At 68.2% G+C, this 24760-nt stretch carries 28 protein-coding genes, 1 pseudogene and 1 riboswitch; of the genes and pseudogenes, 13 read left to right on the top strand and 16 right to left on the bottom strand.

The window, feature by feature from the left end:
- Positions 1 to 31: 31 nt before the first annotated feature.
- From ABOZ73_RS05390 to ABOZ73_RS05400, 3 genes are all read left to right on the top strand, one after another.
- Positions 32 to 505 carry a nuclear transport factor 2 family protein gene (locus ABOZ73_RS05390; protein WP_369061342.1) on the top strand — a complete coding sequence of 158 codons (474 nt, stop codon included), beginning with the start codon at positions 32 to 34 and terminating at the stop codon, positions 503 to 505.
- Between the two features lie 65 nt (positions 506 to 570).
- Complete coding sequence (locus ABOZ73_RS05395; protein WP_369061344.1) at positions 571 to 1548, top strand: SPFH domain-containing protein; 978 nt, start codon at positions 571 to 573, stop codon at positions 1546 to 1548.
- 5 nt (positions 1549 to 1553) lie between these two features.
- Positions 1554 to 2012, top strand: a complete 459-nt coding sequence (locus ABOZ73_RS05400; RefSeq protein WP_369061346.1) for an NfeD family protein — start codon at positions 1554 to 1556, stop codon at positions 2010 to 2012.
- Between the two features lie 108 nt (positions 2013 to 2120).
- Here the strand turns inward: ABOZ73_RS05400 and rnhA are convergent, their stop codons facing one another.
- The 3 genes from rnhA to ispH are packed head-to-tail and all read right to left on the bottom strand — an operon-like array spanning position 2121 to position 4511.
- Positions 2121 to 2564, bottom strand: coding sequence for a ribonuclease HI (gene rnhA / locus ABOZ73_RS05405; protein WP_369061348.1), 444 nt, complete (start codon positions 2562 to 2564; stop codon positions 2121 to 2123).
- On the bottom strand, positions 2561 to 3520 hold the full coding sequence (gene thrB / locus ABOZ73_RS05410) for a homoserine kinase (protein WP_369061349.1): 960 nt from the start codon (positions 3518 to 3520) through the stop codon (positions 2561 to 2563). The genes rnhA and thrB overlap by 4 nt, the downstream gene beginning before the upstream one ends.
- A 31-nt stretch (positions 3521 to 3551) precedes the next feature.
- Positions 3552 to 4511, bottom strand: a complete 960-nt coding sequence (ispH, locus tag ABOZ73_RS05415; protein WP_369061350.1) for a 4-hydroxy-3-methylbut-2-enyl diphosphate reductase — start codon at positions 4509 to 4511, stop codon at positions 3552 to 3554.
- A 135-nt stretch (positions 4512 to 4646) separates the two neighbouring features.
- Here ispH and ABOZ73_RS05420 point away from each other — a divergent pair, with 135 nt between their 5' ends.
- Together ABOZ73_RS05420 and argS are read left to right on the top strand one after the other, a co-directional pair.
- Positions 4647 to 5348 (top strand): Tat pathway signal sequence domain protein, encoded by a 702-nt coding sequence (locus ABOZ73_RS05420; protein ID WP_369061352.1) that lies wholly within the window; start codon positions 4647 to 4649, stop codon positions 5346 to 5348.
- Positions 5345 to 7141, top strand: a complete 1797-nt coding sequence (argS, locus tag ABOZ73_RS05425; protein ID WP_369061354.1) for an arginine--tRNA ligase — start codon at positions 5345 to 5347, stop codon at positions 7139 to 7141. Before ABOZ73_RS05420 ends, argS begins: the two co-directional genes overlap by 4 nt.
- 22 nt (positions 7142 to 7163) lie before the next feature.
- Here the strand turns inward: argS and ABOZ73_RS05430 are convergent, their stop codons facing one another.
- Complete coding sequence (locus ABOZ73_RS05430) at positions 7164 to 8195, bottom strand: alpha/beta hydrolase (protein ID WP_369061355.1); 1032 nt, start codon at positions 8193 to 8195, stop codon at positions 7164 to 7166.
- A 115-nt stretch (positions 8196 to 8310) separates the two neighbouring features.
- A riboswitch (glycine riboswitch) is annotated at positions 8311 to 8405 on the top strand.
- A gap of 146 nt (positions 8406 to 8551) precedes the next feature.
- On the opposite strand from ABOZ73_RS05430, the gene gcvT reads away from it, so the two are divergent.
- From gcvT to ABOZ73_RS05455, 5 genes are all read left to right on the top strand, one after another.
- On the top strand, positions 8552 to 9661 hold the full coding sequence (gcvT, locus tag ABOZ73_RS05435; protein ID WP_369061357.1) for a glycine cleavage system aminomethyltransferase GcvT: 1110 nt from the start codon (positions 8552 to 8554) through the stop codon (positions 9659 to 9661).
- A gap of 17 nt (positions 9662 to 9678) precedes the next feature.
- Positions 9679 to 10044, top strand: a complete 366-nt coding sequence (gene gcvH, locus ABOZ73_RS05440; protein WP_369061358.1) for a glycine cleavage system protein GcvH — start codon at positions 9679 to 9681, stop codon at positions 10042 to 10044.
- A gap of 19 nt (positions 10045 to 10063) precedes the next feature.
- Positions 10064 to 11410 (top strand): aminomethyl-transferring glycine dehydrogenase subunit GcvPA, encoded by a 1347-nt coding sequence (gene gcvPA, locus ABOZ73_RS05445; protein WP_369061359.1) that lies wholly within the window; start codon positions 10064 to 10066, stop codon positions 11408 to 11410.
- Positions 11407 to 12978 (top strand): aminomethyl-transferring glycine dehydrogenase subunit GcvPB, encoded by a 1572-nt coding sequence (gene gcvPB / locus ABOZ73_RS05450; protein ID WP_369061361.1) that lies wholly within the window; start codon positions 11407 to 11409, stop codon positions 12976 to 12978. The genes gcvPA and gcvPB overlap by 4 nt, the downstream gene beginning before the upstream one ends.
- A gap of 128 nt (positions 12979 to 13106) precedes the next feature.
- Positions 13107 to 13517: a hypothetical protein gene (locus ABOZ73_RS05455; RefSeq protein WP_369061363.1), complete on the top strand. Its 411-nt coding sequence runs from the start codon at positions 13107 to 13109 to the stop codon at positions 13515 to 13517.
- A 241-nt stretch (positions 13518 to 13758) separates the two neighbouring features.
- On the opposite strand, the gene ABOZ73_RS05460 is transcribed toward ABOZ73_RS05455, so the two are convergent.
- The 6 genes from ABOZ73_RS05460 to mdh all read right to left on the bottom strand — a co-directional run bounded on the left by ABOZ73_RS05460 (position 13759) and on the right by mdh (position 17428).
- Complete coding sequence (locus ABOZ73_RS05460; protein ID WP_369061365.1) at positions 13759 to 14256, bottom strand: F0F1 ATP synthase subunit B; 498 nt, start codon at positions 14254 to 14256, stop codon at positions 13759 to 13761.
- A gap of 10 nt (positions 14257 to 14266) precedes the next feature.
- Complete coding sequence (locus ABOZ73_RS05465) at positions 14267 to 14818, bottom strand: hypothetical protein (protein WP_277784385.1); 552 nt, start codon at positions 14816 to 14818, stop codon at positions 14267 to 14269.
- Between the two features lie 26 nt (positions 14819 to 14844).
- Entirely contained in the window at positions 14845 to 15069 is a 225-nt protein-coding gene (locus tag ABOZ73_RS05470) for a F0F1 ATP synthase subunit C (protein WP_277784386.1), read from the bottom strand.
- A 55-nt stretch (positions 15070 to 15124) separates the two neighbouring features.
- A complete protein-coding gene (locus ABOZ73_RS05475; protein WP_277784387.1) occupies positions 15125 to 15886 on the bottom strand; it encodes a F0F1 ATP synthase subunit A in 762 nt (253 codons plus the stop codon).
- Between the two features lie 5 nt (positions 15887 to 15891).
- Positions 15892 to 16254 (bottom strand): AtpZ/AtpI family protein, encoded by a 363-nt coding sequence (locus ABOZ73_RS05480; protein ID WP_369061367.1) that lies wholly within the window; start codon positions 16252 to 16254, stop codon positions 15892 to 15894.
- Positions 16255 to 16465: 211 nt separating this feature from the next.
- Positions 16466 to 17428 (bottom strand): malate dehydrogenase, encoded by a 963-nt coding sequence (mdh, locus tag ABOZ73_RS05485; RefSeq protein WP_369061369.1) that lies wholly within the window; start codon positions 17426 to 17428, stop codon positions 16466 to 16468.
- A gap of 156 nt (positions 17429 to 17584) precedes the next feature.
- Between mdh and ABOZ73_RS05490 the strand changes: the two are divergent.
- Together ABOZ73_RS05490 and ABOZ73_RS05495 are read left to right on the top strand one after the other, a co-directional pair.
- A pseudogene (locus tag ABOZ73_RS05490) lies at positions 17585 to 18626 on the top strand (MaoC family dehydratase).
- Positions 18627 to 18633: 7 nt separating this feature from the next.
- Complete coding sequence (locus tag ABOZ73_RS05495) at positions 18634 to 19059, top strand: HIT domain-containing protein (protein ID WP_369061371.1); 426 nt, start codon at positions 18634 to 18636, stop codon at positions 19057 to 19059.
- A gap of 112 nt (positions 19060 to 19171) precedes the next feature.
- On the opposite strand, the gene ABOZ73_RS05500 is transcribed toward ABOZ73_RS05495, so the two are convergent.
- From ABOZ73_RS05500 to ABOZ73_RS05515, 4 genes are read right to left on the bottom strand one after another with little or no spacing between them, the layout of a single operon-like run.
- Entirely contained in the window at positions 19172 to 19861 is a 690-nt protein-coding gene (locus ABOZ73_RS05500; protein ID WP_369061373.1) for a hypothetical protein, read from the bottom strand.
- Positions 19858 to 20727 carry a CoA ester lyase gene (locus ABOZ73_RS05505; RefSeq protein ID WP_369061374.1) on the bottom strand — a complete coding sequence of 290 codons (870 nt, stop codon included), beginning with the start codon at positions 20725 to 20727 and terminating at the stop codon, positions 19858 to 19860. The genes ABOZ73_RS05500 and ABOZ73_RS05505 overlap by 4 nt, the downstream gene beginning before the upstream one ends.
- Before the next feature lie 30 nt (positions 20728 to 20757).
- Positions 20758 to 21294 (bottom strand): RNA 2',3'-cyclic phosphodiesterase, encoded by a 537-nt coding sequence (gene thpR, locus ABOZ73_RS05510; RefSeq protein ID WP_369061375.1) that lies wholly within the window; start codon positions 21292 to 21294, stop codon positions 20758 to 20760.
- Between the two features lie 8 nt (positions 21295 to 21302).
- Complete coding sequence (locus ABOZ73_RS05515) at positions 21303 to 22355, bottom strand: aldo/keto reductase (protein ID WP_369061377.1); 1053 nt, start codon at positions 22353 to 22355, stop codon at positions 21303 to 21305.
- Positions 22356 to 22489: 134 nt separating this feature from the next.
- Between ABOZ73_RS05515 and ABOZ73_RS05520 the strand changes: the two genes are divergently transcribed.
- Positions 22490 to 23254 carry a Bax inhibitor-1/YccA family protein gene (locus ABOZ73_RS05520; RefSeq protein ID WP_369061378.1) on the top strand — a complete coding sequence of 255 codons (765 nt, stop codon included), beginning with the start codon at positions 22490 to 22492 and terminating at the stop codon, positions 23252 to 23254.
- Positions 23255 to 23320: 66 nt separating this feature from the next.
- On the opposite strand, the gene ABOZ73_RS05525 is transcribed toward ABOZ73_RS05520, so the two are convergent.
- Positions 23321 to 23656 (bottom strand): DUF2794 domain-containing protein, encoded by a 336-nt coding sequence (locus ABOZ73_RS05525; protein ID WP_369061379.1) that lies wholly within the window; start codon positions 23654 to 23656, stop codon positions 23321 to 23323.
- Positions 23657 to 23979: 323 nt separating this feature from the next.
- Positions 23980 to 24684 (bottom strand): DUF1223 domain-containing protein, encoded by a 705-nt coding sequence (locus tag ABOZ73_RS05530; RefSeq protein ID WP_369061381.1) that lies wholly within the window; start codon positions 24682 to 24684, stop codon positions 23980 to 23982.
- Positions 24685 to 24760: the final 76 nt, after the last annotated feature.

Here is a 24760-nt window from a genome sequence, read left to right on the forward strand (position 1 = left end):
GCGTCTGCGGAACACGATCCCGGGGGCCGCCATGCTCGACCTGCTTCTCGCCGCCGCGGCCGCCGCCGTCATCCCGACAGGATCGGCTCTGGAAGAGACGCTCGCCAAGCGCGACGCCGAATTCTTCGAGGTGTTCTTCCAGGGCTGCGATCCCGCCCGTCTGCGGACGATGGTCACCGACGACTTCGAATTCTTCCACGACAAGGACGGGCTCGTGGCGACCTCGGGCGACGGCTTCATCGCCGACTACGCCGAGTCCTGCGAAGCCAAGCAGAAGCCGGACGCCTGGAATTCCCGCCGCGAACTGACGGCCGGGACGATGAAGGTCTGGCCGGCCGGAAGCTACGGCGCCTTCGAACAGGGCGAGCACACCTTCCACGAACGCCAGGGCCAGGGAGCGTTCAAGCTGGTGGGCAAGGCCGCCTTCACCCAGGTTTGGAAGCTGGAGGATGGGGCCTGGAAACTGGCCCGCGTGTTCAGCTACGCGCACGAGCCGGCGGACTAGCTCAAGCTTTGAGGGTGACGGGGGCCGCCTCGGCGCCCTAGGGTTGCATGCCATAGGGAGGCCTCATGTCCGCGCTGATCGTGCCTATCGTCTTCGTCTTCCTCGCCATCGTGGTCCTGTTCGCGGTGGTGAAGATCGTGCCCCAGGGGCGCGAGTTCACGGTGGAGCGCTTCGGCCGCTACACCCGCACCCTCAAGCCTGGCATCAACATCCTGACGCCCTTCATCGAAACCGTCGGCCGGCGGATGAACATGATGGAGCAGGTGCTCGATGTCCCGACGCAGGAGGTCATCACCAAGGACAACGTGTCGGTGAAGGTGGACGGCATCATCTTCATCCAGGTGATGGACGCCGCCGCCGCGGCCTATCGCGTCGACAACCTGAACTACGCCATCACCCAGCTGGCCATGACCAACCTGCGCACCGTGGTCGGCTCCATGGAGCTGGACGAGGTGCTGAGCCAGCGCGACCAGATCAACTCGCGCCTGCTGGCCACCATCGACCATGCCACCAGCCCCTGGGGCGTGAAGGCGACGCGGATCGAGATCAAGGACCTCACCCCGCCGCCGGACATCACCAACGCCATGGCCCGCCAGATGAAGGCCGAGCGCGAACGCCGCGCGGTGATCACCGAGGCCGACGGCGAACGCCAGGCCCAGATCGCGCGCGCCGAGGGCTCCAAGCAGGCGGCCATCCTGGAATCCGAAGGCCGCAAGGAAGCCACCTTCCGCGACGCCGAGGCCCGCGAACGTGAAGCCGAGGCCGAGGCCAAGGCGACCGCCATGGTCTCCGAGGCCATCGCCCGGGGCGACGTCAACGCCATCAACTACTTCGTGGCCCAGCGCTATGTGGAGGCCTTCGCCAAGCTGGCCGAAAGCCCGCAGCAGAAGACCGTCATCGTGCCCGCCGACATGGCCTCGCTGGTCGGCACCATCGCCGGCATCGGCGAACTGGTGAGTTCGGCCAAGGCCTCGCAACCCTCCGCGCCGCCGCCGGCGACGACGCGCAGCGGCGGCTCGGCCGTGCCGCGCACGAAAGGCTGACGCCCATGCACGCGATCCTGGCCCTCTACGCCTCGCAGCCCCTGTGGGTCTGGCTGGCCCTCGCCGCCCTGCTGCTGGCGGCGGAAGTGTCGACCGGCAGCGGCTGGCTGCTGTGGCCGGCCGCGACGGCGGCGGTGGTCGGGATCGTCACGGTGCTTGCGCCCCTGCCGCTGGGCTGGGCGCTCGGCCTGTTCGCGGTGCTGACCCTGATCGCCACCTTCGCCTCGCGCCGCATCCTGCCCCGCAAGGAGCTGGAGCCGGTGGACGACATCAACGATCCCCTGACCCGCCTGATCGGCCGCGACGGCGAGACCGCCAGCGTCTTCGTCGGCGGCGAGGGTCGGGTGTTCGTGGACGGCAAGGAGTGGGCGGCGCGGCTGTCCGGCGCCTCGACCCTGGAGCGCGGCATGAGGATCGAGGTGGTCCAGGTGGACGGTTCGGTGCTGACGGTGAAGACCGCCTAGCGTGCTTCGAGACGCGCTTTCGCGCTCCTCAGCATGACGAGCTTTGTTTGCATTCCGAATTCGTCATCCTGAGGAGGCCGCCAGGCCGTCTTGAAGGACGCAAGGAGCCTACCGCCCCAGCGCTTCCTTCAACCCTCTGCGGGCCAGTTCGTCGGCTTCCTCGTTGTACGGGTTGCCGGCGTGACCCTTCACCCAGCGCCAATCGACGTCATGCCGGGCGCGGGCGGCGTCGAGGCGCTTCCACAGGTCCTCGTTCTTCACCGGGCTCTTGTCGGCGGTCTTCCAGCCCTTGGCCTTCCAGCCATGGATCCACTGGGTGACGCCCTTCATCACATACTGGCTGTCGGTGTGCAGCTCGACCTTGCAGGGGCGGTTCAAGGTCTCCAGCGCCACGATGGCGCCCATCAGCTCCATGCGGTTGTTGGTGGTGCCCGGCTCGCCGCCGCACATGGTCTTGCGCTTGTCGCCGTACATCAGCACCGCGCCCCAGCCGCCGGGGCCGGGATTTCCGCTGCAGGCGCCGTCCGTATAGATCAGGACCTTGGGGGTCATGCCTGCTCGCTGAACAGGTGCAGGCCTTCGCGGTGGACCGCCAGCTTGCGCTCGTACTCCATGGGGTCCTTCGGCCGCACCAACGCGTCCTTGGGCGTGGCGTGCCAATCGTTCAGGCGGGTCAGGAAGAAGCGCATGGCCGCCCCGTGCGCCAGCAGCGGCAGGGCCTGCTTCTCGGCCGGCGACAAGGGCCGCAGGGACTCGTAGCCCGCGATCATGGCCCGCGCGGCGGTGGCGTTGAACATGCCGTCCGCCTCGAAACACCAGGCGTTCAGGGTCACGGCGATGTCGTAGGCCAGCGAGTTGTAGCAGGCGAAGTAGAAGTCGATCGCCCCGGCGAACTGCTCTCCGTGGAAGAAGACGTTGTCGGGGAAGAAGTCGGCGTGGATCGCCCCCGCCGGCAGGCCGCGCGGCCACGACAGGGCGAACTGCGCCAGGTCCTTCTCGATGGTCGCCGACAGGCCGGGCTTCAGCGCCTCGGCCTGCTTGCGCAGAGGCGCGAAGACGGCCGCCCAATAGGGCTGGCCCAGGTCGTTGGCCCGGCGGCCGGGGAATCCTTCCGACGCCAGGTGCAGGCGCGCCAGCCCCTCGCCCGCCGCACGGCAGTGGGCAACGCTCGGCTTGCGGACCGACAGGCCCGGCAGGAACTCGACGATAACCGCCGGCTTGCCGCGCAGGGTCTGCAGGTCGCGGCCGTTACGGTCCTTCACCGGCGTCGCCGAGGGGAAGCCTCGGTCGGCCAGGTGCCGCATCAGCCCCAGGAAGTACGGCAGGTCCTCGGACTTCACCCGCTTTTCGAAGACGGTGAGGATGAAACGCCCTGTCTCGGTCTCCAGGAGGAAATTGGAGTTCTCCACGCCCTCGGCGATGCCCTTGAACGACAGGGGCGCGCCCAGGTCATAGGCGGCGAGGAACGCTTCGAGTTCAGCGTCGGTGATGTCGGTATAGACGGCCATGGGGAGGGGATGGGCGAGCCCGCCCCTCGGGTCAAGCCGTCAGGATGCGCGGCAGCTTGAAGGTCACCGTTTCGCGGGCCGGGGCGATCTCCTCGACCGTCACCTCGTAACGCTCCGAAAGGGCGTCGATCACGCCTTGGACCAGGGCCTCGGGCGCGGAGGCTCCGGCGGTCAGGCCGACGCGCGAGGCTCCGTTCAGCCAGGCGAAATCCAGGCCCGAGACATCGTCGATCAGCCGCGCGTCCCTGGCCCCGCCCTTCAGAGCGACCTCGACCAGGCGGACGGAGTTGGAGGAGTTCTTGGAGCCGACCACCAGCACCAGATCAGAGCCATCAGCCAGATGCTTCACCGCCTCCTGGCGGTTGGTGGTGGCGTAGCAGATGTCTTCCTTGTGCGGCGCGGAGATGCCGGGGAAGCGGGCGCGCAGGGCCTCGATGATCTCGGTGGTGTCGTCCACCGACAGGGTCGTCTGGGTGACGAAGGCGACGTTCGAGGCGTCCTTCGGCGTCCAGGTCGCCACGTCCTCCACCGTCTCGATCAGGGCGACCGTGCCCTCGGGCAACTGGCCCATGGTGCCGATCACCTCGGGGTGGCCGGCGTGGCCGATCAACACGATCTCGCGCCCGGCGTCATAGTGCCGCTGGGCCTCGACGTGGACCTTGGACACCAGCGGACAGGTGGCGTCGAGATAGAGCATCTGCCGCTGCTTCGCCGCCTCGGGCACGGACTTGGGCACCCCGTGGGCGGAGAAGATCATCGGCCGGTCGGCCGGCGCCTCGTCGATCTCCTCGACGAACACCGCGCCCATGGCCTTCAGGCGATCGACCACGTGACGGTTGTGGACGATCTCGTGGCGCACATAGACCGGCGCGCCGAACTTCTCGATGGCGCGTTCGACGATCTGGATGGCGCGGTCCACCCCGGCGCAAAAGCCGCGCGGGCTGGCCAGCAGGACGGTGAGCGGCGGGCGGAGGGTGGCGTGGGCGTTCATTTCGGTGCGGAACCTAAGCGTTCGAGGGCCTTCTCGCCAGCCGCATGCGTTGCGAGGTCACGCATAAGCCTTTATCACGCGACATGACGCAGGCGGGCTCATTCCGCCCGTGCGCTTATATTTTCCGGACGATCCATGCGCCGTATCGCCACTTCCGCTCTCTGCCTCGCCCTCGCGGCCAGCTTCATCGGCTCCTCCGCCATGGCGCAGGGCCGACGCCAGGGCGGCGGCGACGCTGAACGCCGCCAGCAGGAAGAAGCCGCGAAGAAGAAGAAGAGCAAGGAAGAGTGGGCCTCGCCGCGCGCGCCGCTGGCGTCGCTGAAGAACGCCGGCCCCTGCCCCTATGTGAAGGTGCTCTACGACGCCGGCCGCTACACCGAGTTCGAGGGCGGCCGCGAGGCGATGAACGCCGTCGCCTATACCGGCGAGATCGAAGGCCTGTCGGCCGGCTGCCGCTATGAAGGCGCCGACCCGATCGAGATGCGCGTCGAGGTTCTGTTCAATCTCGGCCGTGGCCCTCAGGCCGAGGAGCGCCGCAAGAACTACCGCTACTGGGTGGCGGTGACCCGCCGCAACAACTCGGTCGTGGCCAAGGAATATTTCGACCTGCCCGTGACCTTCCCGGCCGGCCAGGACCGCGTGATGATCACCGACCTGCTGGAAGGCATCGTCATCCCGCGCGCCAGCGAAACCACCAGCGGCTCGAACTTCGAGGTCCTGATCGGCTTCGACGTCACGCCGCAGATGGCCGAGTTCAACCGCGACGGCAAACGCTTCCGCGTCAACGCCGGCCAGGCCACGGCCGCCAGTTCGACGACCAACAACCAGAACCAATGACCGACCTGAAATCCCGCCTCGGCGAAGCGGTTGGAGCCGCCTTCGCCGCGGCCGGCCTGTCTGCCGACCTCGGACGCGTCACGCCGTCCGACCGCCCCGACCTTGCCGACTTCCAGTGCAACGGCGCCCTCGCCGCCGCCAAGCAGGCGGGCAAGCCGTCACGTGAGATCGCGACCGCCGTCGCCGCCACGCTGGAAGGCTCGCCGCTGTTCAAGTCGGTCGAGATCGCCGGCCCGGGCTTCATCAACCTGAAGCTGGCCGACGCCGCCCTGTCCGAGCGCGCCGCCGAGATCGCCGCCGACGAACGCGCCGGGGCCTCGCGGGTCGAGCCACGCCGCGTGCTGGTCGATTACGCTGGTCCGAACGTGGCCAAGCCCATGCACGTGGGCCACCTGCGCGCCTCGATCATCGGGGAGTCGGTGAAGCGCATCTATCGCTTCCGCGGCGACGAGGTTCTGGGCGACGCTCACTTCGGCGACTGGGGCTTTCAGATGGGCCTGCTCATCGTCGCCCTGCAGGACGAAGGCTCGGCCGCCCCGTTCATGGCCGAGGGCGATGGTCCTTTCCCCGGCCAGAGCCCGGTGACCCTTGAGGATCTGGAGCGCCTGTATCCGGCCGCTTCCGGCCGCATGAAGGAAGACGTCGAGTTCCGCGACCGCGCCCGCAAGGCGACGGCGGAACTGCAGGCCGGCCGCCCCGGCTATCTGGCCCTGTGGAAGCACTTCGTGGCCGTCAGCCGCGTGGCCCTGGAGCGTGAGTTCCACGCCCTGGGCGTCGACTTCGATCTGTGGAAGGGCGAAAGCGACGTCAACGACTTGATCCCGCCGATGGTCGAGGAACTGGACGCCAAGGGCCTGCTGGTCGACGACCAGGGCGCGCGCATCATCCGCGTCGCCCGCCCAGGCGAGACCAAGAAGAAGAAGTTGCCCGACGGCACGGTGATCGAGGCCGAAAGCCCCGATCCGCTGCTGGTCGTCTCTTCGGAAGGTTCGGCCATGTACGGCACGACCGACCTGGCGACGATCCTGGACCGCCGCGACAGCTTCGCGCCGCACCTGATCCTGTACTGCGTAGACCAGCGCCAGGCCGACCATTTCGAGCAGGTGTTCCGCGCCGCCTACCTGGCCAGCTACGCCGCCGAGGGCTCGCTGGAGCACATCGGCTTCGGCACCATGAACGGCACGGACGGCAAGCCGTTCAAGACCCGCGCCGGCGGCGTCCTGAAGCTGCACGACCTGATCACCATGGCCAAGGACAAGGCGCGCGAGCGCCTGACCGAAGCCGGCCTCGGCGCCGAACTGCCCAAGGAAGAGTTCGAGGAGATCGCGCACAAGGTGGCGGTCGCCGCCCTGAAGTTCGCCGACCTGCAGAACTTCCGCGGCACGTCCTACGTCTTCGACCTCGACCGCTTCACCAGCTTCGAGGGCAAGACCGGCCCGTACCTGCTGTACCAGGCCGTCCGCATCAAGTCGGTGCTGCGCAAGGCCGCCGAAAGCGGCGCCGCGGCGGGTCCGATCACCATCGCCGAGCCGGCGGAACGTGATCTCGCCCTGCTGCTGGACGCGTTCGAGACGGCCCTGGCCGAGGCCTACGACAAGAAGGCCCCGAACTTCATCGCCGAGCATGCCTTCAAGCTGGCCCAGGGCTTCTCGAAGTTCTACGCCGCCTGCCCGATCGTGGTCGCCGACGACCCGGCCGTGCGCGCCTCGCGCCTGACCCTGGCCCAGACCACCCTCAAGCAGCTCGAGCTCGCCCTCGACCTGCTGGGCGTGGAAACGCCGGAGCGGATGTAACCATCCGCCCCGGTCCCGGGATCTAGATCGGCAGCATCGCCGTCCCGAAGGCGCGTTTCAGTTCGTGGGCCACGAAGGCCTCGGCGGCGGCGGCGTCCTTGACCACTAGGCCCATGCCGAAGAACTCGTGGGTTACGCCGTGGAAGGTTTTGCGGCGCAAGTCCACGCCAGCCTGCTCCAGCCGGTCACCCAGCAGCTCGCCCTCCGAGCACAGGGGATCGATCTCTGCGGTGATGATGGTGGCCGACGGCAGGTCGTGCAGGTCCGCCTCCACCAGGTTCACGCGCGGGTCCTTCGCCTCTTCCGGCGAGTTGAAGACGTGTTTGACGAACCACTCCATGCCCGCCTTGTTCAGCGGCTTGGCGTTGACGTTCTCGCGATAGGACGGGGTGTTCATGTCGGCCCCGGCCACCGGATAGATCAGCGCCATGTGGCAAGGCTGGCGCAGGCCCTGGTCGCGGGCGGCGATGGCAGTGGCGCAGGCCAGGTTGCCGCCGGCGCTTTCGCCCATCACCGCGATGCGGGTCGGGTCGCCGCCGAAGCTCTGGGCGTTCTCCAGCACCCACCGATAGGCCGCCAGGGCGTCCTCGTGCGCGGCGGGGAACTTGTTCTCCGGCGCCTGGCGATAGTGGCAGGAGACGACGATGCAGTCGGCGAAGCGGGCGATGCCGCGCGGGGCGCTGTCATAGACGTTGATGTCGGCGAACACCCAGCCGCCGCCATGCCAGTAGATAACCACCGGATGCACCGGATGGCGCGTGTCGGGGCGATAGATGCGCGCCTCCAGCGGACCGGCCGCGCCGGGAATGGTGATGTCCTCGGTCTGCACGCCCATCAGGGCCATGTTCTCCATCCCCCGCTTGCGCAGGATGGTCATGACCGCGTCGGCGGGGGTCGGCTGGCGGCGGGCTTCTTCCGGCGTCAGGGTCTCGAACGGGATGGGTTTCAGCTCGGCGAGCGCTGCGAGAACCTTCTGCATGTCGCCATCGGGCGCGGCGGCGGTTCCGGGGACGTGTTCTTCCTTCTCGCCAAACAGGCGACCGAGGATCGACATCGTGGATTCTCCTTTTTCGTGCAGGCGGTTGCACGTCGCGAGGACAATCCCCCGCCCCTGTTATCCGTTCCTCCGGCGACGCTTGACTCGCGGGGGTCGGTCGATCAGGTTCCGCCTCGCTCTCGCGGGAGACATCGGGATTCTCTGAAGCCCGAGGCCGAAGGCGCAACCGCCCCGGAAACGCTCAGGCAAAAGGACCGCGCGAGCTACTAAACGCTGGAAAGCAGCCTCGTCAGGGGCTCGCCGAAGGAGCAAGGGCCCAGGCCCGGAATCTCTCAGGCTCAGGGACAGCGGGGGCGCCAGCATGTTCGGCTAGGCCGGACGTGTCGCGTCGTCACCCCCTCGCGGAGCCCAGCGTGTCCGAAGCCGACCTCAAGAAGACCCCGCTCTATGACGCGCACGTCGCCGCCGGCGCGCGCATGGTCCCGTTCGCGGGCTATTCCATGCCGGTGCAGCACAAGGACGGGGTGCTGAAGGAGCACCTGTGGACCCGCGAGCATGCGGGCCTGTTCGACGTCTCGCACATGGGCCAGGCCCGGCTGCGCGGCGTCGCGCCCCTGGCGGCCTTCGAAGAGATCACCCCCGGCGACTACATCGGCCTGAAGCCGGGCAAGCAGCGCTACTCCATGCTGCTGAACAAGACCGGCGGCATCATCGACGACCTGATGGCCGCCCGCCCCGATGACGACGGCCTGTTCGTGGTGGTCAACGGCGCCTGCAAGGACGGCGACTACGCCCACATGGAATCCGAGATCGGCGGCCAGGTGAAGATCGAGCGCCTGGAAGACCGCGCCCTGCTGGCTCTTCAAGGACCCGAGGCCGCCGCCGTGCTGGCCGCCCATGCGCCGAGCGTCGCGCAGATGGTGTTCATGGACGCGACCGTGATCGAGATGTTCGGCGTGTCCGCCATCGTCTCGCGCTCCGGCTACACCGGCGAGGACGGCTACGAGATCTCCCTGCCGGCGGCCGACGCCGCCCGCATCTGGAACACCCTGCTGGAGGACGAGCGCGTTCGTCCCATCGGCCTGGGCGCCCGCGACAGCCTGCGCCTGGAGGCCGGCCTGCCGCTCTACGGCCATGACCTGGACGAGACCACCAGCCCGGTGGAAGGCGGCCTGAACTTCGCCCTGTCCAAGAAGCGCCGCGAGGCCGGCGACTTCCCCGGCGCCGCCCGCATCCAGAAGGAGCTGGCCGAGGGCCCGTCGCGCATCCGCGTCGGCCTGAAGGTCGAAGGCGCCCCGGCCCGTGAAGGCGCCGAGATCGCCGACGCCGACGGCAGGGTCGTCGGCGTGATCACCAGCGGCGGCTTCTCGCCGACCCTGGGCTATCCCATCGCGCTCGGCTTCGTCCCCCCGGCCCTCGCCGAGGTCGGAGCCAAGCTCAACGTCATCGTCCGTGGTCGGACCCAGGCGGCGCAAATCGTCCCGACCCCGTTCGTCCCCAATCGCTACGTGCGCAAGATCTAAGGAAAAGGGCTGCTCCGATGCGCTTCACCAAAGACCATGAATGGATCTCCGTCGACGGCGACATCGCCACCGTCGGCATCACCGCCTACGCCGCCGACCAGCTGGGCGACGTGGTGTTCGTCGAAACGCCGGACGTCGGCAAGACCGTGAAGAAGGGCGACAGCCTGGCCGTGGTCGAAAGCGTCAAGGCCGCCTCCGACGTCTACGCCCCGGTCAGCGGCGAAGTGGTCGAGTCCAACAGCGACCTGTCGGGCTCGCCCGAGACCGTCAACGCCGCCCCGGAAGCTGGCGGCTGGTTCGCCAAGGTGAAGCTGTCGGACGCGTCGGAAGTCGACGCCCTGATGGACCGCGCCGCCTACGAAGCCTTCCTCGGCACCCTCTAAGCCAGAAACAACGGCCCCGATGCGTTACCTCCCCCTCACGCCCGACGACCGCGCCGAGATGCTCTCGGCCATCGGCGTCAAATCCGTCGACGACCTGTTCGTGGACGTGCCCGCCGCGGCTCGCCGCACGGGCGTCGTCGACCTGCCGCTGCATGCCGGCGAGCTGGAGGTGGAGCGTGAGCTTTCCGCGCTCGCCGCGCGCAACCGCACCGCGGGTTCGGCGCCGTTCTTCTGCGGGGCCGGCGCCTATCGCCACCACGTCCCGGCCAGCGTCGACCACATCATCCAGCGGTCGGAGTTCCTGACCAGCTACACGCCGTACCAGCCGGAGATCGCGCAAGGCACCCTTCAGGTCCTGTTCGAGTTCCAGACCCAGGTCGCGGCCCTGACCGGCCTCGAGGTCGCCAACGCCTCGCTGTACGACGGCTCCACCGGCGCCGCCGAGGCGGTGATGATGGCCAACCGCATCACCCGCAAGGGCAAGGCGGTGCTGTCAGGCGGCCTGCATCCGCACTACGTCCGCTCGATCGAGACCCTGGCCCATGCGGCCGGTGTCGCCACCGACACCCTGGCCGCCGCCGTTGACGCCGAAGCCGCCGTGATCGACGCCATCGACGCCGACACCGCCTGCGTCGTCGTCCAGACCCCCAACGTCTTCGGCACGGTCACCGACGTGACCGCCATCGCCGAGGCCGCCCACGCCGCCGGCGCCCTGCTGATCGTGGTGACGACGGAAGCGGTCTCCTACGGCCTGCTGAAGTCGCCCGGCGAGATGGGCGCCGACATCGCCGTGGCCGAGGGCCAGTCGATCGGCAACGGCCTGAACTTCGGCGGTCCTTACGTCGGCCTCTTCGCCTGCCGCGAAAAGTACATGCGTCAGATCCCCGGCCGCCTGTGCGGCGAGACCGTGGACGCCGAAGGGCGCCGCGGCTTCGTCCTGACCCTGTCGACCCGCGAGCAGCACATCCGCCGCGACAAGGCCACGTCGAACATCTGCACCAACAGCGGCCTGTGCGCCCTGGCCTTCACCATCCACATGTCGCTGCTGGGCGAGCAGGGCCTGCGCCGACTGGCCGCCCTGAACCATGACCGCGCCCGCAAGCTGAAGGCGGCCCTGACCGCCGTGCCCGGCGTCGAGGTGCTGACCGAGCGCTACTTCAACGAGATCGCCGTGCGCCTGCCGCGCGACGCCGCCGAGGTCGTCGAGACCCTGGCCGGCAATGGCGTCATCGCCGGCGTGCCCTATTCGCGCCTAGCCCCGACGGCGGGCATGGACGACGTGCTGCTGCTGGCGGCGACCGAACTGACGAGCGATGCCGACATCGCCCTTCTGCAAAAGGCCCTGACCAAGGTGATCGCCCAATGAGCATGAACTCTGTCGGCCGTCCCACCCGGCCTGAAGCCCCCGCCAACGACATGCCGACCGCCACCCTGACCGGGGGCCGCGGCCTGCTGCAGGACGAGCCGCTGATCTTCGAACTGGGCGGCTGGGACAAGTCGGGCGTCGACCTGCCCGAGGCCACCGGCGTCGACGACGCCCTGGACGGCCTGCTGCGTCACGATCCGATCGGCCTGCCCGGCCTGTCGGAGCCGGAGACCATGCGCCACTACGTGCGCCTGTCGCAGAAGAACCACGCCATCGACCTGGCGCTCTATCCGCTGGGTTCGTGCACGATGAAGCACAACCCGCGCCTGAACGAGAAGATGGCGCGCCTGCCGGGCTTCTCGGACATCCACCCGCTGCAGCCGGTCTCCACCGTGCAGGGCGCGCTGGGCCTGATGGACCAGTTGGCCCACTGGCTGAAGACCCTGACCGGCATGCCCGCCGTGGCGCTGTCGCCCAAGGCCGGCGCCCATGGCGAGCTGTGCGGCCTTCTGGCTATCCGCGCCGCCCATGAGGCCAACGGCCAGGGCCACCGCAAGACGGTGCTGGCCCCGACCAGCGCCCACGGCACCAACCCGGCCACCGCCGCCTTCGCCGGCTACACGGTCAAGGAAATCGGCCAGACCGATGACGGCCGCGTCGACCTCGCCGACCTGGCCGCCAAGCTGGGCCCGGACGTGGCGGCCATCATGGTCACCAACCCCAACACCTGCGGCCTGTTCGAGCGCGAGGTGATCGAGATCGCCCGCCTGACCCACGAGGCCGGGGCCTACTTCTACTGCGACGGCGCCAACTTCAACGCCATCGTCGGCCGGGTGCGCCCGGGCGACCTGGGCGTCGACGCCATGCACATCAACCTGCACAAGACCTTCTCGACGCCCCACGGCGGCGGTGGTCCGGGCGCGGGTCCGGTGGTGCTGTCGGAGGCCCTCGCCGCCTACGCCCCCACCCCGTGGGTCGTGCACGACGGCGACAGCTTCAAGCTGGTCGAGCACGAGGTCGAGGAGGCTTCGGCCGCCTTCGGCCGCCTGACCGCCTTCAACGGCCAGATGGGCATGTATGTCCGCGCCCTGTCCTACATGCTGTCGCACGGCGCCGACGGCCTGCGTCAGGTGGCCGAGGACGCCGTCCTCAACGCCAACTACATCAAGGCGCGACTGTCCGACGTGATGAGCCCGGCCTTCCCGGACGGCCCGTGCATGCACGAGGCCCTGTTCGACGACAGCTGGCTGGAAGGCACCGGGGTGACCACGCTCGATTTCGCCAAGGCGATGATCGACGAGGGCTTCCACCCGATGACCATGTACTTCCCGCTGGTGGTCCACGGCGCGATGCTGATCGAGCCGACCGAGACCGAGTCGAAGTACGAGCTGGACCGCTTCATCACCGCGCTGCGGGCTCTGGCGAACGCCGCCAAGGCCGGCGATGTGGACCGCTTCAAGAATGCGCCGACCCAGGCGCCTTTGCGACGCCTTGATGAAACTCTTGCGGCACGTAAGCCACGGTTGAAGTGGACTCCTGTGTCCCCGGCGCCACTGGCGGCGGAATAGGGGATTAAGTTTCGTTAAGGCGCAACAGGCGTCCTTTACGGCGCGTTCCGGGGTTCTCATATCCCGGTTGTCCGGCGCCGATCCTGAGTCCATCTGGAGACGCGACGGGTCCTCCCCGTCGTGTCCCTATGCAGATCGCCCTGACCCTCTCGATGCCGCGCGCACGCCAGTCCGACGACTTCGCCCGAGCCCTGCTCGCGCGCGCGTCGCGTTGGCTGCTGCTCATCGTCGGCGGGCTGCTGATCCTGGCGGGCTTCCTGATCGCGCCCCTGCCGGGGCCGCTGGGCGTGCCGCTGACCGTGGTCGGCCTGATGCTGGTGCTGCGCAACTCGTTCTGGGCGCGCAAGCAGTTCATCAAGGTGCAGCGCGCTCACCCCAAGATGATCTTTCCCTTGCGGCGCCTGCTGCGCCGCGAGCCGGAAGTGCTGCAGGTCGCCTGGCAGCAGGCCCTGCGCATCGAGCGGCTGATCATCCCCCGCCGCTGGCGCGTCGCCGTCCGGTGGCGCCGGTCCCTACGGCGCAAGAGCCGGCGGGTTTAGAGCGGGGAATTCCCCGCCAGCCTTCCTCGCCCTCGTGGCGAGGATCCCTGTGTCCGCCGCCTCAATCGCCCCTCTCGTAACTCCGCCACCTCCGCAGTTCCGCGGCTGGCTTCATGCCGGCTGACAGAGGGGCCCTCGCCACAAGGGCGAGGGAGGCGGAGGGCGGCGTAGCAATCAGCCCAAAGAAAAAGGGCGCCTCCTTTCGGAGACGCCCTTCGATCTTCTCGGCTCAACCCCGCTGCTATTGCAACTTGGCTCCGGCCACTTGCTTGACGGCGGCGTCGACCAGCGGGTCCGTGTCGCCCAGGCGGGCGACCAGGATCTGCTCGGCGGCGGCCACGGCCAGGTCGGCGGCGGCGGCCTTCACCTGGGCGGAGGCCTCGGCTTCAGCGGCGGCGATCTTGCGTTCGGCCAGTTCGGCGCGACGCTTGATCTGCTCTTCCAGCTTGGCCTGGGCTTCCGTCGCCAGACGCTTGGCGTCGGCTTCGGCGGCGGCCAGCATCTCGGCGGCCTGACGCTCGGAAGCGTCACGCTGGGCCTTGATGTCGGCGAGCAGGGCCTGGGCCTCGGCGCGCAGCTTGGCGGCTTCGTCCAGCTCGGCCTGGATCTTGGCCGCATGGCCGTCCAGAGCGCCGAACAGCGCGCCCGGCAGCACCTTCAGAACGACCAGCAGGCCGAAGAAGAGCACCAGGGCGACCAGCACCCAGAACTCGGGGTTGGACAGTTGGAACAGTCCCATGTCCGTCTCCTTAAGCCGACAGCTTGGCCAGCGCGGCGTTCACCTCGGCGGAGGTGGCGGCCTTGCCGGTCAGCTTGGCGGTGATCGCCTGGGCGGTGTCCGACGCGATGGTCTTCACATTGCCCATGGCCGCATCGCGCGAGGCGCGGATACGGGCCTCGGCGGCCTCAAGCTTTTCGGCCAGAGCGGCGTCTTCCTTGGCCTGACGCGCGGCGGCTTCGGCTTGCGCCTTGGCCTTCGCGTCGGCTGCGGTGCGCAGGGCCTTGCCGCGAGCCTCGGCCAGTTCGGCAGCGGCCGCCTGGCTCTGGACTTCGGCTTCGTCGCGCAGTTTGCGAGCGTCGGCGATGTCGCCGGCGATCTTGTCCGCGCGCCCCTCGATGGCGCCGCCCACCTTGGGCAGCAGCATCTTGGACAGCACCACGTACAGGACGACGAAGATCAGGAGCAGCCAGACGATCTGGCCCGCCCAATGCTCGAACTGCAGCTGCGGCAGGCCGCCGGAGCCGTGAGCTTCGGGCGCGCCGGTCGTTTCGGTCACGCCGTGGTTTTCCGTCGTCGCCATAGGAGGACGAGGTCCCTCTTAAGCGATTAGGAGAACAGGATCAGGAAGGCGATGACGAGGGCGAAGATGCCCAGGGCTTCGGTCAGAGCCATGCCCAGGAACAGCATCGGACGCTCTTGAGCGGCGGCCGACGGGTTGCGCAGAGCGCCCTGGAAATAGTTGCCGAACATCACGCCCAGGCCGACGCCCGCGCCGATCATGCCCAGCATCGCAAGGCCAGCGCCGATGTACTTCGCGGCTTCAGCTTCCATTGTCTTAGTCCTTTAGGTCGAATGGATGGAGGTAAGAGGTAGTTGGCCGTGAGCCTTAGTGGCTGTCCAGGTTCACGACGTCGTTGAGGTAAACGCAGGTCAGCACGGCGAACACGAAGGCCTGCAGGAAGGCCACCATGAACTCCAGCGCCGTCAGGGCGACGACCGAGCTCAGTGCGAGCGCCGAGCCGGCCCAGCCGAGGATGCCGAGCGAACCCATGGCCACTACGAAACCGGCGAAGATCTTCAGCACCACGTGACCGCCCAGCATGTTGCCGAACAGACGAAGGCCGAGGGTCACGGGACGGATCAGGAAGGACAGGATCTCGATCGGAACCAGCAGGAAGTACAGCGGCCACGGCACGCCCGACGGGGCGAACAGCTTGAAGAACTTGAAGCCGTTCTTGGCGAAGCCTACGCCGACCACGGTGAGAATGACCATCATGCCGAGGGTCAGGGTCACGGCCAGCTGCGAGGTGGCGGTGAAGACCAGGAACATGCCCAGCATGTTCATGAACAGCACGAAGGAGAACAGGGTGAAGACGAAGGGCAGGTACTTCTTGCCCTCGTGGCCGATGATAGACGAGGTCAGGCTGTTGACCAGGCCATAGAGCATCTCGCCCACGGTCTGCAGGCGGCCCGGGACCACCGCGCCGCGGCCGGCGGCCGCGAAGAACAGGATGACCAGAACGGCGGCGGCCAGCATGGCGGCCACGGAGTTCGTGATCGAAAGGTCGACAAGGCCCAGCCCGGGAACGTTCACGGGCGGCAGCTCCACGACCTTCGCGATCTGGAACTGGTGCATCGGATCGGCCATCGGCCTTACGCGTCCCCTGGTTTGGCCCCGACATCGGGACCGTCGTTGGTTTCAGTTGCGGCCTTGAGAGCCGCCTTGGCGCTCAGCTGGGATGCGCGACGCACCACCAGGAACACCGAAAGCCCCGTGCCGATCAGCACGCCGCCGATCAGGCCCCAGGGCCTTGTGCCGGCGTAGTGGTCGAGCGCCCAGCCAAGGCCGAGACCGCCCAATACGCCGCCAAGCAGATCCGCCAGAAGGCGGTAACCGTCGCTCGCCCCCTTTTCCACGGAACCCGCGGGTTTGGGAGCGTCCCTGGCCTCGACTGCGGCGAGCCGTGCGTCGAGGCTCCTGAGAGCCTCATCGTGCGGTTCGTCGGCCTTGGACATGGGAAGGGTCAGGTCCGAGTTCGGCCGCGAAAACAATTCCGCGCCCGGGCTTGATCGGGGCGGAACCTATAGATCGGACCCCTCAGCGTCAAGGCTGGTTAGGGGTTCATTAAGCCCCTGAAAACGCGAGGGATTTCCGCAGCGGAAACGAGAAAGGCCCTCCTCCGCGCGGGAGAAGGGCCCTCTTGGATTCCGCTGAATGCGGCGAAGCTTAGGCCAGCGAGGGTTCGATGCCCTTGCAGGCCTCGATCAGGCCCTGAACCAACTCGACCGACTTGGCGAACATCGCCTTCTCGGCGTCGTTGGTCGTGAACTCGATGATCTTCTCGACGCCGTCGGCGCCGATGACCACCGGCACGCCCACGTACAGGTTGTTCAGGCCGTACTGGCCTTCCAGGTAGGCGGCGCACGGCAGGACGCGCTTCTTGTCCTTCAGGTACGAGGTGGCCATGGCGATGGCGCTCTCGGCCGGGGCGTAATAGGCGCTGCCGGTCTTCAGCAGGGCCACGATCTCGCCGCCGCCCTTGCGGGTGCGCTCGACGATGGCGTCCAGCTTCTCCTGGGTCATCCAGCCCTGGGCCACCAGCTCGGTCAGCGGCAGGCCGCCGACGGTGGAGTGACGGACCATCGGGACCATGTCGTCGCCGTGACCGCCCAGGGTCCAGGCGTGGATATCCTCGACCGACACGCCAGTGGCTTCGGCCAGGAAGTAAGCGAAGCGGGCCGAATCAAGCACGCCGGCCATGCCGACGACCTTGTTGTGCGGCAGGCCCGAGAATTCGCGCAGGGCCCACACCATCGCGTCCAGCGGGTTGGTGATGCAGATGACGAAGGCGTTCGGGGCGTGGGCCTTGATGCCTTCGCCGACGGCCTTCATGACCTTCAGGTTGATGCCCAGCAGGTCGTCACGGCTCATGCCCGGCTTGCGCGGCACGCCGGCGGTGACGATGCAGACGTCGGCGCCCGCGATGTCGGCGTAGTCGTTGGCGCCCTTCAGGGTCACGTCCTTGCCGAACACGGCCGAGGCTTCGGCGATGTCGAGGGCCTTGCCCTGCGGGGTGCCTTCGGCGATGTCGAACAGGATGACGTCGCCCAGCTCTTCGCGAGCCGCGATGTGGGCCAAGGTGCCGCCGATCATGCCGGCGCCGATAAGGGCGATCTTCGCGCGAGCCATGCAGGTCTCCAGTCAAAAAATCAGGGGATAAGTCGCCGGGCGGTCTAGCTCCGCGTGGCCCCAGGCGCAAGCGATGCGGTTGCGACGCACTGGACTTTTTGCGCCGCGAAATGCCCGATGAGTGAAAAGCGATAAGTCAGGGGGCAGCGCGCAGTCATGGCCAAGACCGACCCGGGAAACTTCTTCGAGGACTTCCGCCTCGGCCAGAACTCTCGTCCACGCGACGCCTCGCACGGTCACCACCGGCGACGTGGCGCTCTACACCGCCCTGCACGGCCCGCGCTTCGCCCTGTTCTCCTCCGACGAATTCGCGCGCGGCTGCGGCCTGCCGGGCGCGCCCCTAGACCCGCTGCTGGTGTTTCACATGGTGTTCGGCAAGAGCGTGCCCGACATCAGCCTGAACGCCGTGGCCAACCTGGGCTACGCCGAGGGCCGCTTCCTGGCGCCGGTCTATCCGGGCGACACCCTGGCGGCCGTGTCTCAGGTCATCGGCCTGAAGGAGAACTCCAACGGCAAGACCGGCGTCGTCCACGTCCGCACCACCGGAACCAACCAGCGCGGCGAGCCGGTGCTGTCCTATGTCCGCTGGGTGATGGTGCGAAAGAGCGACCTGTCAGCCCGGGTCGAGCAAGCCGCGCCCGAGCTGAAGCCAGCCCTGGACGCCGCCGATCTGGTCGTCCCGCCCAGCCTCGACTTCGCCGCCTATGACCACGCCCTCGCCGGTTCGCCCCACGTCTTCGAGGACTACGAGATCGGCGAGCGGATCGACCATGTGGACGGCATGGCGGTCGAGGAGGCCGAGCACGCCACGGCCACCCGCCTCTACCAGAACACCGCCAAGGTCCACTTCAACCAGTTCGAGCGGGCGAAGGACCCGTCCGGCCGCCGGCTGGTCTATGGCGGGGTGATCATCTCCACCGCCAAGGCGTTGTCCTTCAACGGCTTGCAGAACGCGGGCCTGATCGTGGGAATCAACGGCGGCAGGCACGTGAACCCGTACTTCGCGGGCGCCACCGTGTTCGCGTGGAGCGAGGTGCTGGACAAGGTCGACCTGGGCGTCTGCGGCGCCCTGCGGTTGCGTCTGGTGGCGACGAAGGACCGTATCTGCGAGGACTTCCCGGACAAGGATGACGCCGGCGCTTACCCGACCGACGTTATTCTCGATTTCGACTACTGGGTCGCGATTCCCAAGCGTTAGGGCAAGCATGCTGAACTTCGTCATCGACCCCGCCTTCCACGCCGCCTCGCACCGCATCGGCGTCCTCGACCTGTGCGAAATGCGCCTGCAGGACGACGCTCGCTGGCCCTGGGTGATCCTGGTCCCCCGCATCCCCGGCCTGGTGGAGATCGAGGATCTCAAGCCCCGCGACCGCAACCAGCTGATGGAAGAGATCGTCTGCGGCGGGACCGCCGTGCGCGCCATCGGCCAGGCCCTGGATATCCCGGTGGAGAAGCTGAACGTCGGCGGCCTGGGCAACATCACGCCGCAACTGCACCTGCATGTCATCGGCCGCAGTCAGAGCGACCCGGCCTGGCCCGGCCCCGCCTGGGGCTACGGCTCGGGCGAGGCCTATGACGACAAGGCCCGCATCCTTGCGATCCAGGCGGTGAAGGACGCGATCAGGATTTAACCTCCCTTCCCCCTTGATGGGGGAAGGGTCGGGGATGGGGGTGATGCGGCGGTGGACGACGAACCTCAGCAGTCACCCCCACCCTGCCCTCCCCCATCAAGGGGGAGGGTCTCTAGCGACGCCGCTTGCCTTTGCCGCGCTTAGCCGTCGCCCTGCGCTTGACGGGCGCCTTGCGCTTCACGGTCGCCTTGGCGGGCGCCGCCTTCGCGGCGGGCGCGCCGGCCACGAACGGCCGGGTCGAGCTGCCGGGCGTGTAGCTGTCCCAGGCGGCGGAGATCGGGTCGCGGCGCGCCATCACGGCCCGCACCGATCCATCCTCGCGCATTTCGCCGGCCCAGCCGTCCGCGTCGGGGCGCAGGACCAGTCGCGTCGGCGTCGTCGGGTCCTTGCCCGGCAGGATGGCCACCACCTCGCCGCCGGCCTCGGTCAGCTCGTCCATGACGCCCAGGGTGGAGACCCCGCCGCGGCGCAGGTCGCGCCACGCCCCCTCCAGCCCGCTGTCCGTGGTCTGCGAGAACTGCAGGGCGTAGAGCCGCGCACCGGCCTGGTCGCTCAGAATCCAGCCGCCGTCCAGCCGTCCGCGCTGGCTCTGGGCCGCGCCAATTCGACCCTGAACGCGGGCGTCATAGACCGGCCCGACCTCTGCGGCCGGCGCCGCCTCATAGGGGCGCTCGATCTGCGGCTGCGGAGCCGGCGCGGCTTCGGCCGCCTCCTCGTCCGGCTGAGGGGGCGGGGCCTCCTGCGCCGCCGCCGGCAGGGCAAGGGCTGTGGAGATCAGCAGGGGAAGAAGGGCCCGGATCATGCCGCCTCCGCCGTCGCGATGGCCTCGGCCACGGCGACCAGGCGCTGCGCCTGGGTCAGGTGCAGCAACTCGGCCATCTTGCCGTCCACGCGGATCGCGCCCTTTCCGGCGTTCTCCGGCAGGGCGAAGGCCGCGATCACCGCCTGCGCCCAGGCGATCTCGCCCTCGGTGGGCGAGAAGGCGCGGTTGCAGCTCTTCAAGTGGCTGGGATGGATCAGGGTCTTGCCGTCGAAGCCGAAGTCGACGCCCTGGCGGCAGACGGCGTCCAGCGCCTCCAGGTCCTCGATGTCGTTATGCACCCCGTCGAGGATCGACAGGCCGTTCCCACGGGCGGCGGCCACGGCCAGGGACAGGATCGGCTGGAACGCCTCGCGCCGCGGCGTCTGACGGGCGCGCATCTCCTTGGCCAGGTCGTTGACGCCCATGACCCAAGCCGACAACCGCGTGGTCTTGGCGGTCGAGGCGATGTCCCACAGGTGGAAGGCGGCCTTGGCCGTCTCGATCATCGCCCACAGGCGCGCCTGGCCGGTCAGCGCGGCGTCGTAGAATCGCACGTCGTCGGCGTCGTTGACCTTGGGAACCAGGATGGCGTCGGGCCCCGCAGCGACCGCCGCTTCCAGGTCCGCCGCGCCATGGGGAGTGTCGCGGCCGTTGATGCGGATCACCACCTCGCGGCGGCCGAAGCCGCCGGTCTTCACCGCCTCGACCGCCTGAGCGCGGGCGGCGTCCTTGGCCTCCGGCGCGACCGCGTCCTCAAGATCCAGGATCACCACGTCGCACGGCAGGGTCCTGGCCTTCTCGATCGCCTTGAGATTCGAGGCGGGCATGTAGAGGGCGCTGCGGCGCGGCCTTGCGGCGTCGGTCATTTGGGTCCCCCTAGAGTCGTCGGGGGAATCCTAGCCGAGGCGGTATTCGCGTTCCAACCGGTAACGCGACCCTTCCGCCGTTCGCCAGCTGGAATAGAGACCGAAACGATCCACCGCGAATACCGGCGAGTGCAGCAGGTTGTTGCCCTGGATCCAGGCCGCGACCTCCGCCGGATTGGCCCGCTTCAGATAGGCCAGGGTCACGTGCGGCTTGTAGGCCCGCGTCTCCGGGGCGAGCCCGGCCCGGCGCGCCGCCGCCTCGCAGGACTTGGCCAGCTGGCGCAGCGGCGCCAATTCGGCAACGCCGGCCCACACGGCATGGACATCCGCGCCCTCGCCGAACGAGCCCGTCCGCTCCAGCTCCAGCCCGAAGGGGCGCTGGCTGATGGACTCCAGCTCCAGGTCCAGGTCGTCGGCCACGTTCTCGGCCACGTCGCCGATGAACTTCAGGGTGATGTGCAGCGCCTCAAGCGGGCGCCAGCGCGCGCCATCGATCCCCTGCTGGCGGGCCAGAAGAGGCTCCCCGATCTCCTCGGGGATTTCGATGGCGGCGAACAGTCTCAGCATTACGGACCCTAGGGGCAGGGGCTGGGTTGCTGGACGTGCAACGCGTCCACCGCCTTGTCGAGTTCCTCGGTCCATTCCAGATCGAAGGCGTCGATGGCGGTCTTCAGCTGCGCCATGCTGGTCGCGCCGATGATGGTGGCGGTCACGAACGGCTTGGAGTCGCAGAACTTCAGCGCCAGCTGCGCCGGGTCCCAGCCGACCTGCTTGGCCAGGTCGACATAGGAGCGGATGGCCTCCTGCGAGCCCGGCCCCTCATAGCGCTGCATGCGGTTGTACAGCGCCTTGCGCGAACCTTCCGGCAGGGCGCCGTCCAAGTACTTGCCGGTCAACTGCCCCTGGGCCAGCGGCGAATAGGCCAGCAGGCCCACCTGCTCGCGCATGGCGATCTCGGCGAGGCCGGTCTCGAACGTGCGGTTCACCAGGTGATAGGCGTTCTGGATCGAGGCCAGGCGTGGCAGGCCCCGCTTGTCGGATTCGCCCAGGAACCGCATCACGCCCCACGGCGTCTCGTTGGACACCCCGACGTGGCGCAGGTTGCCCTTCTTCACATGGGCGTCGAGGGATTCGAGGATCGCCTCGAACGCCTCGAATTCCGGCGTGTAATCCTTGTAGACCATGCCGCCGAAGGTGCGGATCGGACGGTCCGGCCAGTGCAGTTGGTACAGGTCGATATAGTCGGTCTGCAGACGCTTCAGCGACTTCTCCACCGCCTCGTCGATCTGGACCTTTGTCTGGCGGGTGAAGGCCCCGTCCTCGCGCAGCCACGACAGGCCGCCGAACACGCCGCCCTGCCCGGCCACCTTGGACGCCAAGACGATCTTGTCGCGCTGGCCGGTCTTCTTCAGCCAGGTCCCGATATGGCGCTCGGTGCTGCCCTGCGTCTCCGGGTTGGGCGGCGAGGCGTACATCTCGGCGGTGTCCCAGAAGGTCACGCCGCGCCCCAGCGCGTAGTCCATCTGTTCGTGCGCCTCGGCCTCGGTGTTCTGCGAGCCCCAGGTCATGGTGCCCAGGCAGCAACGGGACACCGACACGTCGGTGCGGCCCAGTTTGACATATTGCATGCGTTTCCTCCGGAACGCCCCAAACTTGGCTGCGCCTTCCCTGCCCCGCAAGGGCGCGGCCTTGCTTTGGGCGCCGACAGACCCGATATTCCCATAGCGTCCGCTAGGGACGCGGAATTAAGGGCTTTAACTCGATGAACGACTTCAACCGCGGCTACGCGCGCTCGATCCCGGCGGATCGCGCCGACATGTCGGTTGACGCCGGACTGCGCAGCTTCATGCTCGGCGTCTACAACAAGGTCGCCCTGGGCCTCGTTCTGTCCGCCGCTCTCGCTTACCTGACCGGCGCCTTCCCGCCGATCCGGGACCTGATGTACGCCACTCAAGTCGGCGCTGACGGCGTCACCCGCATCGCGGGCATGACCGTCCTGGGCATGATCGTGGCCTTCGCGCCGCTCGGCCTGATGCTGATCTCCGGCTTCGCCATGCGCAACCCGACCCCGCGCAGCTCGGGCATCCTCTACTGGACCCTGGTGTCGCTGATCGGCGCATCGCTGGGCACGGTGGTGCTGGTCTATACCGAGGCGGCGATCTTCCAGACGTTCCTGATCACGGCCACCGCCTTCGGCGGCCTGAGCCTGTTCGGCTACACGACCAAGAAGGACCTGACCGGCTTCGGCAGCTTCCTGATCATTGGCCTGATCGGCATCGTGATCGCCTCGCTGGTGAACATCTTCCTCAAGCTGCCCGCGATCTCGATGATCGTGAACGTCCTGGGCGTGTTCATCTTCGCCGGCCTGATCGCCTACGACACCCAGCGCCTGAAGATGACCTACTACGCGCTGGAGAACGACCACGTGGGCCAAGGCGTCGCCACCAACTACGGCGCGCTGAGCCTGTACCTGAACTTCATCAACCTGTTCCAATTCCTGCTCGCCCTGTTCGGCGACCGCCGCTAACCCCGGCGCAGGTCTGAAACGAGAAGGCCCCGGAGCGATCCGGGGCCTTTTTCTTTGTGCGCTCGTCTAGTCCACGACGGAGAACTTGCCCTTGTCGAAGACCTTGAGCACCTGGGCCAGTTCGTGCCCGCGCTTCATGATGTGGCCGCCCCGCGCCAGCACCGCCCAGGCGCCCTGCTTGCGGGCCAGGGCGGGGCGCTTCTCGATGCGATAGAGCGGGTCCTCCGCCGCGTGGCGGAACACCGAGAAGACCGCGCTGTCGGAAAGGCCGGCGATGCCGTAGTCGCGCCACTCGCCCGCCGCGACCATCCTGCCGTACAGGCGCATCAGCTGGTCCAGCTCGCGCCGCTCGAAAAAGACGACGCCCCCGGCTGGCTGGGTGGGGATGGATTCGAAGGCCATGGACGAAGCCTAACGCGCAAATCTTCGATCCGTCATCCTCCGCCCACCAATCATGGCGAAGCGGACACATTCGGCGGAAATTGCGCCTCATAGTCACGTTACGCCGCGAAATGACCTTATTTCGGTCCCGCCGCCGCCGGGTTGCACCCGTTTATTGAGCATGTCGGCTGATCGGACGTACTCGCGGTTCCGGATCCTGAACAGCCCCCCCAGCCCCCCTGGATCGTGGGGTCTGATCGGCCGACGACCCTCCAGAAGAGCCCGCGCATGCCTCCCCCTCCCGGCTGCGCGGGCTTTTTACTATCTGGGGCTCAGGGGTCGCCTTAGGGGCGAAGAACGCCGATGACCCGGCCGCCCTTGGCCGCCTGCACCAGCACCACGCTTTCGAGACCGGCGTCTTCGCCGGCGGGCACGGAATAGATCCGCGGCCGGCCGTTCCACGCGCCCAGGCGGACCACGTCGCGCACGGCGTTGCGGTAGACGATCGTCTCGCCGCGATTGTCGCCGCGCCGCACCTGGACCTCGGTGGGCTTGGGATCGTAGCGCACCAGCCAGACCTCGCCGCCGCCGCGCGGGGCGGGGCCGGAGCCGACGGCGACCTTGCCGTCCTCGCGCATCAGCATGTCGGGCGGATTGCGGCCGGCCTCGGCCGCCTCGCGGATCAGCTTGTCCACGTCCTGCGGCTTGGCCCCCGACGCCTGGGCGCGGCCGTCGATGACCACCTGGGGCGTATAGGGGTCGCGCAGCTGCAGGCGGCTGACATAGGCCCGCTGCCGCTCGGCGAAGGCCGGCTTGGCGTAGGTGTCGGCCCAGCCGAGGTAATCCCAGTAATCCACCGAGAAGGTCAGGGGCAGCACGCCGGCGCGGTCGGCCATGCCGGCCACCAGCTCGTTCGCCTTCACGCAGGGCGCGCAGCCCTGGGCCGTGAACAGCTCAACCACCACCGGGGTCTTGGCCGGCGCGGCCAGGGCCACAGAGGACAGGGCGGCCGCGGCCGCCGCGATCATCGAGAACATCGCCTTACGCATCGCGCTGCAATAAAGCGGACTTGATCGTTAAACGCCCCTCACGAGGCCGTGAGCGCGAGCGTTACACAACGAAAAA

It is taken from the genome of Caulobacter sp. 73W (assembly GCF_041021955.1).
Lineage (GTDB): Bacteria > Pseudomonadota > Alphaproteobacteria > Caulobacterales > Caulobacteraceae > Caulobacter.

Excerpts from the sequence above, each read along its gene's own strand:
- thrB (WP_369061349.1), bottom strand. The coding sequence starts at position 3,520 with ATGGCCGTCTATACCGACATCACCGACGCTGAACTCGAAGCGTTCCTC.
- gcvPA (WP_369061359.1), top strand. The coding sequence starts at position 10,064 with ATGCGTTACCTCCCCCTCACGCCCGACGACCGCGCCGAGATGCTCTCG.
- ABOZ73_RS05505 (WP_369061374.1), bottom strand. The coding sequence starts at position 20,727 with ATGACCGACGCCGCAAGGCCGCGCCGCAGCGCCCTCTACATGCCCGCC.
- ABOZ73_RS05475 (WP_277784387.1), bottom strand. The coding sequence starts at position 15,886 with ATGGCCGATCCGATGCACCAGTTCCAGATCGCGAAGGTCGTGGAGCTG.
- ABOZ73_RS05400 (WP_369061346.1), top strand. The coding sequence starts at position 1,554 with ATGCACGCGATCCTGGCCCTCTACGCCTCGCAGCCCCTGTGGGTCTGG.
- ABOZ73_RS05495 (WP_369061371.1), top strand. The coding sequence starts at position 18,634 with ATGCTGAACTTCGTCATCGACCCCGCCTTCCACGCCGCCTCGCACCGC.
- ABOZ73_RS05460 (WP_369061365.1), bottom strand. The coding sequence starts at position 14,256 with ATGGGACTGTTCCAACTGTCCAACCCCGAGTTCTGGGTGCTGGTCGCC.
- rnhA (WP_369061348.1), bottom strand. The coding sequence starts at position 2,564 with ATGACCCCCAAGGTCCTGATCTATACGGACGGCGCCTGCAGCGGAAAT.
- gcvH (WP_369061358.1), top strand. The coding sequence starts at position 9,679 with ATGCGCTTCACCAAAGACCATGAATGGATCTCCGTCGACGGCGACATC.
- thpR (WP_369061375.1), bottom strand. The coding sequence starts at position 21,294 with ATGCTGAGACTGTTCGCCGCCATCGAAATCCCCGAGGAGATCGGGGAG.
- ABOZ73_RS05530 (WP_369061381.1), bottom strand. The coding sequence starts at position 24,684 with ATGCGTAAGGCGATGTTCTCGATGATCGCGGCGGCCGCGGCCGCCCTG.
- ABOZ73_RS05390 (WP_369061342.1), top strand. The coding sequence starts at position 32 with ATGCTCGACCTGCTTCTCGCCGCCGCGGCCGCCGCCGTCATCCCGACA.
- ABOZ73_RS05520 (WP_369061378.1), top strand. The coding sequence starts at position 22,490 with ATGAACGACTTCAACCGCGGCTACGCGCGCTCGATCCCGGCGGATCGC.
- mdh (WP_369061369.1), bottom strand. The coding sequence starts at position 17,428 with ATGGCTCGCGCGAAGATCGCCCTTATCGGCGCCGGCATGATCGGCGGC.
- ABOZ73_RS05515 (WP_369061377.1), bottom strand. The coding sequence starts at position 22,355 with ATGCAATATGTCAAACTGGGCCGCACCGACGTGTCGGTGTCCCGTTGC.
- ABOZ73_RS05470 (WP_277784386.1), bottom strand. The coding sequence starts at position 15,069 with ATGGAAGCTGAAGCCGCGAAGTACATCGGCGCTGGCCTTGCGATGCTG.
- ABOZ73_RS05465 (WP_277784385.1), bottom strand. The coding sequence starts at position 14,818 with ATGGCGACGACGGAAAACCACGGCGTGACCGAAACGACCGGCGCGCCC.
- ABOZ73_RS05455 (WP_369061363.1), top strand. The coding sequence starts at position 13,107 with ATGCAGATCGCCCTGACCCTCTCGATGCCGCGCGCACGCCAGTCCGAC.
- gcvPB (WP_369061361.1), top strand. The coding sequence starts at position 11,407 with ATGAGCATGAACTCTGTCGGCCGTCCCACCCGGCCTGAAGCCCCCGCC.
- ABOZ73_RS05395 (WP_369061344.1), top strand. The coding sequence starts at position 571 with ATGTCCGCGCTGATCGTGCCTATCGTCTTCGTCTTCCTCGCCATCGTG.
- ABOZ73_RS05430 (WP_369061355.1), bottom strand. The coding sequence starts at position 8,195 with ATGTCGATCCTCGGTCGCCTGTTTGGCGAGAAGGAAGAACACGTCCCC.
- ABOZ73_RS05480 (WP_369061367.1), bottom strand. The coding sequence starts at position 16,254 with ATGTCCAAGGCCGACGAACCGCACGATGAGGCTCTCAGGAGCCTCGAC.
- ispH (WP_369061350.1), bottom strand. The coding sequence starts at position 4,511 with ATGAACGCCCACGCCACCCTCCGCCCGCCGCTCACCGTCCTGCTGGCC.
- argS (WP_369061354.1), top strand. The coding sequence starts at position 5,345 with ATGACCGACCTGAAATCCCGCCTCGGCGAAGCGGTTGGAGCCGCCTTC.
- ABOZ73_RS05525 (WP_369061379.1), bottom strand. The coding sequence starts at position 23,656 with ATGGCCTTCGAATCCATCCCCACCCAGCCAGCCGGGGGCGTCGTCTTT.
- ABOZ73_RS05500 (WP_369061373.1), bottom strand. The coding sequence starts at position 19,861 with ATGATCCGGGCCCTTCTTCCCCTGCTGATCTCCACAGCCCTTGCCCTG.
- ABOZ73_RS05420 (WP_369061352.1), top strand. The coding sequence starts at position 4,647 with ATGCGCCGTATCGCCACTTCCGCTCTCTGCCTCGCCCTCGCGGCCAGC.